The sequence below is a fragment of the Streptomyces durhamensis genome, from assembly GCF_000725475.1.
GTDB classification, from domain to species: Bacteria; Actinomycetota; Actinomycetes; order Streptomycetales; family Streptomycetaceae; genus Streptomyces; species Streptomyces filipinensis.
This window is the reverse complement of sequence record NZ_JNXR01000065.1, coordinates 1-12025: the sequence shown is the minus strand read 5'-3', so window position 1 is coordinate 12025 and position 12025 is coordinate 1. Positions and strand designations below refer to the sequence as shown.

The 12025-nt window shown below is 69.4% G+C and carries 12 protein-coding genes and 1 pseudogene; 6 read left to right on the top strand and 7 right to left on the bottom strand.

Translation table 11 applies throughout. The features are described from left to right. Positions 1-517: 517 nt before the first annotated feature. The 4 genes from IO33_RS0141660 (at position 518) to IO33_RS53290 (ending at position 3649) form a co-directional block, all read left to right on the top strand. Positions 518-1774, top strand: coding sequence for a pyroglutamyl-peptidase I (locus IO33_RS0141660; protein ID WP_031174292.1), 1257 nt, complete (start codon positions 518-520; stop codon positions 1772-1774). A gap of 53 nt (positions 1775-1827) precedes the next feature. Continuing rightward, positions 1828-1965: a hypothetical protein gene (locus IO33_RS0141655; protein ID WP_157858081.1), complete on the top strand. Its 138-nt coding sequence runs from the start codon at positions 1828-1830 to the stop codon at positions 1963-1965. A 257-nt stretch (positions 1966-2222) separates the two neighbouring features. Next, entirely contained in the window at positions 2223-2969 is a 747-nt protein-coding gene (locus IO33_RS53295) for a hypothetical protein (protein WP_051927316.1), read from the top strand. Then, positions 2954-3649 (top strand): zinc finger domain-containing protein, encoded by a 696-nt coding sequence (locus IO33_RS53290; protein WP_051927315.1) that lies wholly within the window; start codon positions 2954-2956, stop codon positions 3647-3649. Before IO33_RS53295 ends, IO33_RS53290 begins: the two co-directional genes overlap by 16 nt. 347 nt (positions 3650-3996) lie before the next feature. On the opposite strand, the gene IO33_RS0141645 is transcribed toward IO33_RS53290, so the two are convergent. Together IO33_RS0141645 and IO33_RS0141640 are read right to left on the bottom strand one after the other, a co-directional pair. Then, positions 3997-4497 (bottom strand): hypothetical protein, encoded by a 501-nt coding sequence (locus tag IO33_RS0141645; protein ID WP_031174290.1) that lies wholly within the window; start codon positions 4495-4497, stop codon positions 3997-3999. A 106-nt stretch (positions 4498-4603) separates the two neighbouring features. Beyond that, positions 4604-5134, bottom strand: a complete 531-nt coding sequence (locus IO33_RS0141640) for a transposase family protein (RefSeq protein ID WP_245236067.1) — start codon at positions 5132-5134, stop codon at positions 4604-4606. A gap of 196 nt (positions 5135-5330) precedes the next feature. On the opposite strand from IO33_RS0141640, the gene IO33_RS53285 reads away from it, so the two are divergent. Continuing rightward, positions 5331-6089, top strand: a complete 759-nt coding sequence (locus tag IO33_RS53285; protein WP_078964163.1) for a polysaccharide deacetylase family protein — start codon at positions 5331-5333, stop codon at positions 6087-6089. Here IO33_RS53285 and IO33_RS48845 read toward each other — a convergent pair. The 5 genes and pseudogenes from IO33_RS48845 to IO33_RS0141605 form a co-directional block, all read right to left on the bottom strand. Then, a pseudogene (locus IO33_RS48845) lies at positions 6029-7022 on the bottom strand (IS5 family transposase); the annotation flags it as partial. The gene IO33_RS53285 and the pseudogene IO33_RS48845 overlap by 61 nt on opposite strands. Positions 7023-7176: 154 nt before the next feature. Further along, entirely contained in the window at positions 7177-8409 is a 1233-nt protein-coding gene (locus IO33_RS0141620; protein ID WP_031174286.1) for a cytochrome P450, read from the bottom strand. Then, positions 8406-9002 (bottom strand): cupin domain-containing protein, encoded by a 597-nt coding sequence (locus IO33_RS0141615; protein WP_107069511.1) that lies wholly within the window; start codon positions 9000-9002, stop codon positions 8406-8408. The genes IO33_RS0141620 and IO33_RS0141615 overlap by 4 nt, the downstream gene beginning before the upstream one ends. Further along, positions 8999-10204, bottom strand: coding sequence for a cytochrome P450 (locus IO33_RS0141610; protein WP_031174284.1), 1206 nt, complete (start codon positions 10202-10204; stop codon positions 8999-9001). Before IO33_RS0141610 ends, IO33_RS0141615 begins: the two co-directional genes overlap by 4 nt. A gap of 39 nt (positions 10205-10243) precedes the next feature. Beyond that, positions 10244-11341 carry a type III polyketide synthase gene (locus tag IO33_RS0141605; RefSeq protein WP_051927312.1) on the bottom strand — a complete coding sequence of 366 codons (1098 nt, stop codon included), beginning with the start codon at positions 11339-11341 and terminating at the stop codon, positions 10244-10246. A 344-nt stretch (positions 11342-11685) separates the two neighbouring features. Here IO33_RS0141605 and IO33_RS53280 point away from each other — a divergent pair. Then, positions 11686-12025: transposase (locus IO33_RS53280; RefSeq protein ID WP_245236068.1), on the top strand; the 340-nt coding region annotated here is incomplete at its 3' end.

The following is a 12025-nucleotide window of genomic DNA, read 5'->3' as shown; positions in this document are numbered from 1 at the left end:
GATCCGCGACGACATCCACGAGGCGTTCCTCAAGCTCGCCTGCTCGCTGATCTGCTGGCGCCGCCTGCGAACCGCATTCCGTTAGGAGCTCTAAGAGGTCCTCAGGTTGGAGAGCTGGGGCTGTCTTGAGCGAGAGGCGCTCAGGCGGGCGACTGAGCGGTGGAGGCACCGGCCCGGCGCCTGTTCGCCGGACAGATGGTGACCCGTGCAGTGCCTCCCGGATCGCGATGCGGGCGGGTGCGCTGGGGCGGGATGTTCCTGCTGAGGTCGTCTGCTATTCAGGGGTGAGCACGATCTTCTTACCGCTGGCCCGTCCGGTAACCACCCGGGCTAGCGCAGCCGATTCCTCGCTCAGCGGCAGGGGGTTCCGGTGCGAGTTTCAAGGTTCCCGCGGCGGGGGTTGCCTAGGGAGGCCGGGAAGGTCACCCGAACCGTGGCGTAGATCACTTGCGCCACGGGATACTTCCGGTGCCCACCGCACAACGTGTCCCACGGCGATGGAAGGACTCGAACCGCCTTGAAATGCATACGTGTTCGACTCGGCGCCCTTGGGTTTGCCCTGTTCACCGGCCTGTCCGTGCCCACTACGGCTACTGCCGTTCCGACGACACCTTCGCCCACCGTCGAGGAACTGCGGCTCGACGGGGCCGTACCGCAGGCGATCCTCCGGCGCTCCGGATTCGACGACGCGGCACGGGAGTTCGCAAGTGAGCTGGCCACCACCCGCTCTTTCACACAAGCCCGGCGCATCGTCGTACGGGACGGGTCCGCGCTGTGGCGGCGGGCCGTGGCGCGGGCGCAGGGGCAGGGGCCGGCAGGCGGTGATCTCAGCCCGGACGACGACCGGCCTTTGTACTGGGCCCGGTTGGGGATGACACGGGAGTTGCGCACCTGGGAGGCGGACTTTGCAATCACGGACGCCCAGCGGGACACCTTGCTGGATCAGTTGGAGCGGACCTCGCGCGGGCAGACCGACATCCGGTATCCCGGGCACGCGCACGTGAAGCGCATCCTGCTCACCGGGTTCGATCCCTTCACCCTCGACCGGGACATCCGTATCTCCAACCCGTCCGGGGCGAACGCGCTCGCGCTCGACGGTACGGTCGTCGAGACAGCGGAGGGGCCCGCGCGGATCGAGACTGTCGTGTTTCCTGTGCGCTGGCAGGACTTTGCCGATGGCACGGTGGAGCGGACGCTGCGGCCGTACCTGCCGAAGGTGGACCTGTTCACGACCGTGAGCCAGGGCCGGGCCGGCCGGTTCGACATCGAGCGCACCAACGGGGCCTGGCGAGGCGGCTTCCCGGACAACGACAACGTCTCTCGGACGGAGACTGTCCCGGTCACGGATCCGGCCAGCCAACCGCAGTGGACGACCACGACACTGCCCTACACCGCCATCGTGGCCGCACACACGGGCCGGTTCCCGGTGTACGACCACACGGAGGTGACCGAGATCCCGGCGGGCGGCACCGATCCCGTCGTACGACCGGACGGCCCGACCCCTGGGTCCACGGCCCGCGCCGGGGGCGGCGGCAACTACCTCTCCAACGAGATCGCCTACCGGGCCACGCTGCTCCGGGACCGGCTGGGCCTGCACGACACGCTTCCCGGTGGCCATGTGCACACCCCGGTCCTGGAGTTCGGCGTCGGCAACACCGACCCCGCGACCGGAACGGTCACCGATCCGGAGTTTGTGCGCAACCGGCTGGACATCATCGACCAGGTGCGAGCCATCGTGATGGTGGCGGCGGACGCCACGCTCGTCAGAAAGTGATCTCCTTTGCGAGAGCGGGCGATCGTTGCCTGGCTGTCCGTACGGCGATCGTCGTGAGGACCCGCCGCACTCTTGGCGCCCGCCCTCCGCCCGCGGTCCGCGCCGCCCAGGCCGACCTCCTCGACGCCCTCCCCGGGGTCCGCCTGGCGGGCCTCGGGCACCTGAACCTCGGCTACGCCCCGTGGGGGTAGGCATGAGCGGCTGCGAGATGGGTCGTGCCGCGGGTTGCGATGGGGCAGGCCGGAGAACGGACGGCGACGGCCGTACGGCGAAGCGCAGCGGCGCTCCGTCACGGCGCCGCGGGTTCGGCTGTTGTGGTCTGGAGCGCCAATTGTGCTGACGGCAAGATGGGTTGGCGCGAAAGGCGGGGATTTCTTGCAGGGCGACAGGCGGCAGATTCAGACGCGGTGCTGGGCAGTGCGGACTCGGAGGTGCCGCTGATGCGCCGTTGGAGGCGATCGAGCTGGACGCTTTCCGTCGTCTGCATACGGACGACACGTTCTGGCGCGGTCTGCTGCTTGGCGGCTGTTGTGGCGGACAGTTGACCACGAAGCTTTATACGGATCGGGCCTGTCACTTTGCCCACCATCCGGACTCGTTCAAAGACCGGGGGCTGCGGGTGCACCTGGACCAGGCGGTGGCCCCGGAGTGGGACGGCGAGAGCGAGCCGGTGCTGGGGCTGTCGGTACCGGTGGACCGGGACACGCTGATCCGCCGCTGGTACGTGCACCGCATCCGCCTGGACAGCGAGGGCACAGCCCGCCGGGTCCATATCGGCACGGAAGCCTTCGCACGGCCCACCGAGTGGTTCGGCCTGGACGAATGCGCGATGACGGAGCGTGGATTGGCGACGCCGGCGGTCGAGCGGATCATTCAAGCCCGCAGTGCACCGCCTCCGTCGCGTGGGTCCCCTGGCAAGGCGAAGAAGGTGCCCAAGCCGGATGCACGAGCCCAGGGGCTTTTGCGCCGGCTGCTGTATGCACGCCGGGTCGAGTCTGTGGTCATGGTGAGGCAGGTGTGCGGTGAGATCGCTGATCTGTCCGGAGCGAGCCAGGAGATCCAGGACCAACTGGAGAGCGCTGTACGGCACGCGCACATCTGGCTGGAGGAGCAGGCTGGGATTCGTCACAGGCTGTTCGCCCGCCTGGACAAGGCGGTGTCCGATCAGAGGCCGGGCAGGTGCGCAGGCTCCTGATTCGCGTCAACATGACCGCCTCGCCCGACCGCACGGAGGCCGAGGACACGATCGTGGAGAGGGCGACCGACTACTTCGCCGGCCTCGACAGCCTCACGCAGGAAGCAGTCGAGGCAGAGGCGGCTACCGAGCGGGAGGCGGCGGAGGCTGCCAGCCGCCTTCGCACCATCCTCAGCGGCCTGCGCCGTCATGATGCGTACTCGCACGACCTGCACTCTCAGGTGGCGGATCTGATCCGGACAGCGGCCTTGGCGGGAGACCGTGTGACTGCCGGACAGGCACAAGATGTCGCCATCTGGAAGCGGCGCGCTGCCGACGGGGCGCAGTTGCCGTGGACCCCGCTGCACAAGCAGGTGGCGCGCCGGTACTGGATCCAGAGGAGTTGTCCGCGCTGTCACGCGGGGCAGGGCAAGCCCTGCGTACTCGCCGAGGGCACTGATGCCGGCAAGGTGCGCGACTTTCCCCACGACGAGCGAGTGCAGCCGATCGTGGACGAACGGAAGGCCCAGCAGAAAGCGAATCCGAAGGTCGTCCCACGGCCTTGGCGGGTGTACGAGGTGACACGCCCGGACTGCGGCCAGGGCCCTGATTCGCGCTGCAAGAGCCCGGGCGGTCCACATCGTGCACGGGTTGAGAGGGCCCAGGAGTACACCCGCCTGCGGAACCCTCGGCCACGGTGATTCATCACAGATGGTGGCGGCGTGTCCGGTGCCGCACGGCACCGAGGCAGCGCCTGCGGGGCTGGTGAAGATGGGGGAGAGACAACTGCCAGCGGCGCCGCCTGGCCGAAGAGCGTCCCATGCCAGGAGCTGAGACGGCGCGGAGGAGGCTGACAGTGATTCCGATCAGGGCTTCTGCCTCTCCGCGGGTGTAGGAGAAGTCTCTGGTCACCTCGTCAGCGTGTGCGGCACCCGAGGCCTGATCGAACGCCGCCTTGTAGATCACGCGCCACAGCTGTGCCTGTCTGCACTGTTGCAGATCGTCGCTCTTGCTGATCTGAGGCCCGTTGGCCACGGAGAAGATGTGCTCACAGAGGCAGGTGTGCCTCGTCCGCCCGGCCGAAGATGTCTCCGCACGTGGGGGACGGCACCGACTCGCGGGCGGCGAGGACGGTCAGCGTATGACGCACTTCCGTGCCCAGCCGAAAGAGTTGGAGACTGGTCTGACCGACCTTATAGGCGTACAAGCGGAAAGCCTTGACTGCAAGGTCGTCGCGGTCGTCGGCGAAGGTGTCTGGGAGGCCAGCGAGTAGTTCGAAGTCTTGCTTGCCGGTCGCCGCGTCGGCCACGGTGCTGAGGGGCAGGGTCTCGAACTCTGATGCGGACAAGGAGGTGTCCACCGCGACAGCGTGAGCGGCCAAGGACGCGAAGATATCCATGAGTCGTTCCCCCACCGTCACGTCAATGCCCCAGGAGTGCAGCCGCTCTCGGCGGCGATCCTGACGCCATGGCTCCTGGTCCAGCAGTGGCAGCAGGACGCGACCCAGGTACGCGCAGCGACTCCACAGCATGTCGTGGTCCGAGGTCATGATCGATCCTCTCTGCAGCAGTTGGAGTGCTTGTCGCCCGAGCGGCGCAGGCCCTCCAACCTCCCACTACACGCAGGCTGGGTACAGGACGGGGCCGGACGTTGTCTCAGCGGTTGACTTCGAGGTTCGTCAGGACGAGCAGGGCGCGCAGGAGGCAGGTGGCGCGGGCGGGTTCGGTGCGGAGCTTGGTGAGGATCCGCCAGGTCTTGAAGGGGGCGAAGCCGTGTTCGACTGGTGCGCGTCCGACGGCGAGGACCCGGTTGGCGGTCATCTGGCCTGGGGTGACCTTGTGGGTGCGGGTGGCGTGGAAGCCGGTGACGATCACGGGGTCGAGTTCGGCGTTGTCCAGACCGCGAAAGCCGAGGTCCGCCAGGGCCCCGAGGCCGGCGCCGCGCAGGTGGGCCAGGACGTGGTCGTGGCGGGCGGCGGTGTTGTCGTGGGTGCGGCCGGGCCGGGCGGCGGATATCCAGATCAGCCGGCCCTTCTCGTCGGTCAGGGCGAGGAAGTGCAGGCCGTGATGGTGTTGTTTGCCGAACCGTCCAGCTCCGGCAAACGATCTACTCCGCAGACTGCCGCCGACGACCAGCACGAACACCCCGAGAGCCGGTCGCGCCAGCCCATTGACCTGTGATTTCAAGGTGGCGGAGCCTCACTGTGAACCGAATGATGTTGCGCGCGATGCTCAACACTGCCGTGGTGGGGGCATTCCGTGCCCGGTCCCGCAACGCGGACAGCATCACGCACCCGACCTCGTCCAGCGCGAAGGAGACCGCGCCGGTCGGCAGTGGCTTCAGGCGCTCAAGGGCGGCGCCCGGACGGCCGATGACGGTGGCATGGAAACACGTCTTGCCGTCGTCGCGCGTCGTGCTGTGTCCTGCCGCATGCTCGGGGCGGCCGCCGGGCTGATCCCTGTCCCCTGGGCGGTAGTGCCCGGCCGCCGGGCCCGAGCGGCCACATCCGACGCCTGTCGCCTGGCGAGGGAGGGGGAAGAGGCATGCCTGCGTGCGTTGTTCGGATCCGAGAACCGAGTGATCCGCACACACGAGCGGGTGGCAGCGGTGACGTTCAACGCGGCCTGGAACGACGCGGGCCTCGACGTCATCCTCGGGGAGCTCGCCCGTCGGCAGACGCCTGCCACGTTCTTCCTGACCGGCGAGTTCGCCGACCGGTATCCCGAGGTGGTGAAGCGAATCGCGGCTGCGGGGCATGGGCTGGGCAACCACTCCTACAGTCACCCCTACTTCAAGGACCTGACCGCGGCCGGCAGGCGCCGCGAGGTCCAGGCAGCGGACCGGGCTCTGGGTGCGGCCGGCGCGGGAGGAGCCCTGGCGCCGTTCTTCCGCTTTCCCTACAGCGAGACCAGTCCTGCGCAGATCAGGGAGGTCAATGGGCTGGGCTTCGCGGATATCGAGTTCACCACCGACACCAACGGATGGAAGGGCATCAAGGGCGGCATGAGCGTGGACCGCGCAGTGCGCAGGGCGCTGGATGCCCTGCGCCCAGGGGCGATCGTGCAGATGCACGTCGGTGTGGTTGGCAGGAGATCGTCGACCCAGATCATTGAGGCGCGGAGGTGGAGGCCGACGAGGTAGCTCTCGGGGGTCTTGTCGAATCTGGTGGCGATGCCGCGCCAGGCCTTCAGCTTGTTGATCAGGCGCTCGACGGTGTTCCGCTCCTTGTAGAGGTCGGCGTCGTGGCCGACGGACCGGCCGCCCTTGCTGCCCTTCTTCTTCCGGTTGGCGGCCTGGTCCTTCTTCTCCGGGATGACCGCTTTGATGCGGCGCTTGCGCAGGTGGGCGCGGTTGCCGCGGGACGAGTAGGCCTTGTCCCCGGCAACCGCGTCGGGCCGGGTGCGGGACGGCCGACCGGCACCCGGACCCGGATCTTCCTGAGCACGGGGATGAACTGCGGGCTGTCGGCGGCCTGTCCCTCGGTCAGGAGGAACGCGAGCGGCCGGCACTTGCGGTCGCCCGCGCAATGGATCTTGCTGGTCTGTCCGCCCCTGGAACGCCTGAGCAGGGCGGCTTTCAACCGGAGCTTGCGCCGGCGTCGGATTCGTCGCCGTTCTTCCCGTTCCGGGTCGTCCGAGGCGTCCTGCCCGGCTTGTCCTTCCGGGCAGCCCCCCTTTGCCGGGCCTTCTCCGCCTCGTCGGCGGCCTTCTCCAGGGCGGCCAGAGCGTCGGGGTCCAGGTGCATACCGGCGGCGTCGTGGTGGGCGCGGACCGTGGTGGAGTCCGCGCTGACCAGCGACAAGTCCACCTCGCCCCGCTTCGCGGCCTCCGCGATCACCCCCTCCAGCAGGGCTTCGAAGACGCCGGCGTCCTTCCAGACCCGGAAGCGACCGTAGACGGTCGCCCAGGGACCGAACTCGGAGGGCACCTCCCGCCACTGAGCGCCGGAGCGGAACCGCCAGATCACCCCTTCGAGCTGATCTCGCAACCGCTCCGGGTACGGGCCGTACTCGCCAATCGGCAGATGCGGCTCGATTAACTTCCACTGGCTGTCAGTGAGTTGCCTACGCGTCACACACAGAGTCCTACCGGATGCCAGCCGGACGAGTTCCGGCCCGCGCTCTGTTCGGCGCAGCGATCGCCTTCGCCCGCGATCACGAACTCGTCCCAGTCAATGCTGTGACCGTACAGGCTTGCCGGTCCGGTCGATCACGTGCCGAGGGCGGGTCTCACCAGGTCACCGGCAGTGTCTCGGGCCCTCGGTTGACGGTGCCGCGGCGCCAACTCACCCGGCCCGGCGGCACGGCGAGCCTCAGGCCCGGCAACTCCCGCAGCAGCGTGCCCAGAACGACCTCCGCCTGCATCCGGGTGAGCGCCGCCCCGACGCAGTAGTGCGTGCCGTGCCCGAAGGCCAGGTGCGGCGCTTCGGCGCGGGTGAGCTCCGGCCGGTCCGGGTCGGTGAAGACGCTCGGATCCCGGTTGGCGGCGAGGTACGAGACGTACACCGCCTCACCGGCCCGGATCAGGGCGCCGCCGATGGCGACGTCCTCGGTGGCGATCCGTGGCAGGCCGACACCGTTGCGCTGCGGGATGAACCGCAGCAGCTCCTCGACGGCGGCCGGCAGCAGGGCCGGTTCGGCCCGCAACCGGGCCAGCTGCTCGGGGTGGGTGAGTAGCGTGTAGACCATGGTCGAGGTCTGATTGCGGACCTGGTCCAGGGCGTTGAGCACCACCATCACCGAGAGCGAGATCAGCTCCGGCCGGCTCAGCGCGCCTTCCGCGTGGGCGGCAACCAGTTCGCTGAACAGGTCGTCGCCCGGCTCGCGCAGCCGATGGTCGGCCAACTCCCTGAAGTAGCCGGCGATATCGGCTTTGACCGCGTTGCCCTCGTCCGGCGAACAGCTGCTGGAGAGGATCACGGCGCGCCACCCCTGCAGCCGCGGCAGATCGGCCGGCGGGAGGCCCAGCATCGTGCCGATGACCCGTTCCGGCAGGGGGCCGGTCAGGCTCTCGGTCAGCTCGGCGGGCGGCCCCTGCCACACCATCGCGCGCACCAGCCGGTCGGCGATCGCCTGCGTCCCGACCCGCAGGTCGGCCACGCGCTTCCGGTTGAAGGCCTGGGCGACGAGCCGGCGCAGCCGGGTGTGGTCGGGCGGGTCGGTGCGTCCGATGCCGCCGGTCGGGGCCAGGCGGTGCGGGGTCATGCTGGTCACCGGACGGTCGACGGTCAGCGCCCGGCTGAACCGCGGGTCGCCGGTGACCGCCTTGACGTCCTCGTACCTGGTCAGCAGCCAGGCGTCGCCCTCGCCGAACCGCAGCCGGATCCTCGCGACCGGTTCCTCGCGCAGCAGCCGGTGCAGCAGCGGGTCGAACTCCAGGGCGTCCAGGTGGTCCACCGGCCAGTCATGGACGGCCGCTCCGGCCGTACTCGGCGTGGGCTCGACCGGAGAGGGCTGAGTCATCGGGCTTCTCCCGTCCTGCGGTCGGCGGCCGGCGCGTGCCGGAGTGGAGTGAGCTGCTCGATTCCGTACCGGCGGCGGAGCCGGGCCACGGCGTGCCGATCGATCCCGCCGTCGGCGTTGAGCAGTTCCAGCAGTTCCTCGAAGTAGCGTTCGTGATCGGGCGGCGGCGCGGCCTGGAAGAGCATCCGGGCCGGGCGCCCAGTGGGGTTGGCGAAGGCGTGCGGGCAGCCGGGCGGCACCAGGATCAGGGTGCCGGCCGTGGCGCGGACCGGGCGCTCTCCCGTGTGCGATTCCCAGTCGTGCCAGTCGTCGCGGGTCCGGAGCTTCGGCTCGAAGGCGAGCACATCGAGCTCGCCCTCGAGCACGTAGAACAACTCCTCGCTGTGGCTGTGGGTGTGGGCGCCGACGTCGAACCCCGGTGGCACTACGACCTCGAACGTGGACGCGATGAGCGAGTGCGCACCGGTGACCTTGAAGGTGACCTGCTGGGCGGCGGTTTCGATGGTGTGTCCGCCACCGGGCGGGACCACCAGGCCGTCGGCCCGGTACGGCCGGCGCGTGGCCTGCTCCTCCGCGTTCCGGTGCCCGGTCACCACTCGACCGGCAGTGCTTCGGGCCCGCGGATCAGCGCGCCGCGCTGCCAGCGGAGCTGCTCCTCGGGAACGGCCAGCCGCAGCCTTGGAAAGCGGCGCCAGAGCGAGCCGAGGATGATCTCGGACTCCATCCGGGCGAGCGCCGCGCCCGGGCAGTAGTGCGGGCCGTGCCCGAAGGCGACGTGCGGGTTGTCGGTGCGGTCGAAGTCGAGTTCCTCCGGGTCGGCGAAGACCTCCGGGTCCCGGTTGGCGGTCAGGTATGACACGTACAGGGGGTCGCCCGCCGGGATCAGTACTCCGCCGACCTCGACGTCCTCCAGTGCGATCCGGGACAGTCCGACGGCGTTGCGGTGCGGGATGTAGCGCAGCAACTCCTCGACGGCCTGCGGGAGAAGGGCTGGTTCGGCGCGCAGCCGGGCCAGGTGGGCAGGCCGGGTCAGCAGGGCGTAGACCATGTTGGCGCTGTTGTTGCGGACGGCGTGGGCGCCGCTGATCTGGACCAGCCCGGCGAGGCCGACGGCCTCGTGCTCGGCGAGCACGCCCGCGTCGGTCGCCTCGGCCAGCACGCTGGTGAGGTCCTCGCGGGGGTCGGTGCGGCGGCGGGCGAGCAGGTCGGTGAAGTACGCGGCCAGTTCGGCCTTGGCACGTTCGCTGGCCTCGCGTCCGTGTGCGGCGGAGATGACGGTCTCCGACCATCCGGCCATCCGGTCCCGGTCCTCGGCAGGTACGCCCATCAGCTCGCTGACCATGGCGAGGGGGAACGGGCGGTTGAGGTGGGCCACCAGGTCGGCCGGCGGCCCGTGCCTTTCGAGTGCGTCGAGCAGGCTCTCGACCAGCTCCTGCGCCTGGTCGTGCAGTCGGCGCATGCTGCGGGCGGTGAACGCCTTGGCGACCACCCGCCGCATCCGGGTGTGGTCCGGCGGGTCGGCGAACCCGACCGCGCCGTCGAGCGGGATGAAGTGCGGGGCCAGCCTGGTCACCGGCCGCCCGACGACGGCCTGCCGGCTGAATCGGGGGTCGACGGAGACGAACTTGACGTCCTCGTGGCGGGTCACCAGCCAGGCGTGGCCCTCGCCGTTCGGCAGCCGGATCCGGGAGACCGGTTCCTCGTGCAGCAGGCGGGCGAGCATCGGGTCGAAGGTGAGGCCGGGGAGGTCGGGCGGGGTCCAGAAGTGGACGGGGGACGAGGGTGCGACGGTCATGCCGGTCTTCCGGGGTCGGGGCGGGGAGGGCGTGGCGGCTCAGCGCGCGAGGTCGAGTGCGGCGGCGGCCACCGGCCGGTCGCGGACTCGCTGGGTGGCCCACCGGCCGAGGGCGATCTCGGCGGTGATGCCGGGGCCGAAGCCAGCGATCAGGCCCTTGGCGCGTTCCGCGGTCCCGCCCTCGTCGAACAGCCGGCCGAGCGCGTCCAGTACGACGGCGCTGGCGATGTTCCCGTACTCGGTGAGGGTGGCCCGGCTGAAGCGGAAGGCCTCCGGTGGGACGCCGAGGTAGTTGCAGAGGTCGTCCAGGATGCGCGGGCCGCCGGCGTGGACGATGTAGAAGTCCAGCGCCGAGGCGTCCCAGCCGTGCCGGCCCGCCAGCTCGGTCAGGACCGGCGCGAGCGGCTCCATGGTGCCCGGGACGCGCCTGTCCAGGAGGAAATGGAAGCCGGTGGAGCGGACGCTGTAGGCGATCCAGTCCTCGGTGTCGGGCACCAGGTGGGAGCCGTTCCGCTCCAGCCGGATGCCGGTACCGCCCTGGCCGCGGACGACCGTCGCCGCCACCGCGTCGCCGAACAGTCCGTTGGACAGCAGGGTGCCCACGGACAGGTCGGTCGGCTGGTAGCAGAGCGAGCAGAACTCGCAGGCGACGATCAGCGCGTTGGCCTCGGGGTAGGCGGTGCAGAAGTCGTGGGCCCGGTTGATCGCCGCACCGCCGGCGGCGCAGCCGAGTTGTGCGATCGGCATCTGCCGGGTGTCGGAGCGGAAACCCATGCTGTTGATCATCCAGGCGGTCAGCGAAGGCATCATGAAGCCGGTGCAGGACACATAGACGATCAGATCGATGTCCCGGACCGTCAGCCCGGCGTTGGCCAGGGCCCGGTGGACCACGGGTGGCACCCGCGCCTTCGCCTCCGCCTCGTACCGCCGGTTGCGGGCCTCGAACCCGCGGTGCCGCAGCGTCTCGTCGATCGGTTGGACGAGATGGCGTTTGCGGACGCCTGTGTTCTCGATCAGGCGTAGTGCGAGGGGAAGTTGGGGGTGGCCGGCATGGACGGACCGGGCGAGGTCGAGGGTCTGCTGCAGCGTGATCACGTGCTCGGGCACGTCGACCGCTGGTCGGCACAAGGTGGGCACAGGTCCCGATGATCGTTCCTGCCCGGCGCGGAACGAGCAAGATCCGGCTGAATCCAACTCAACCGTGTCATCGCGGCCATACAGGTTGACCGGGTCACCCTCAGCTCCGCCGCGTCTCCCGGAGAAGAAGGACCAAGCCGCCAACCGGAAGAAGAAGGGCAGCAAGGGCGGCCGGCCCGTCGGCCACGACAAGACCCCCGAGAGCTACCTCGTCGGCCTCCACCTCCGCGCCTCAATGATCTGGGTCGACGATCTCCTGCCAACCACCGGCTGATCACAACATCACACAGGCCTTAGTAGTGCTTCGTTACGTCGAGTGATCTCGTCTGGTGGTGATTCGTGGTGTGAGGCTGGGGGAAGTGGAACGGCTCCGGGGTGAGTTAGCGAAGTCCGTTGGCGATGTGTTTGCTTCGGTGCCGCGGCGGGATCAGCGGCGGTGGGGCGAGTGTTATCTGCGGGATCTGATGCTGGACGGCCGAGGCAAGTCGATCCAGCCGATGGCCGAGCGGCTGCCGGACGGCAATATGCGACCCGAAGATGCCGACGAGCCGACCGGTTACTGGATGACCAACCTGCCCGCCACCACCCCGATCGCCGACCTGGTGCGATGGGCGAAGATGCGCTGGCGGATCGAGCACGACTACCACGAACTCAAGCACGGCCTGGGCCTGGACCACTTCGAAG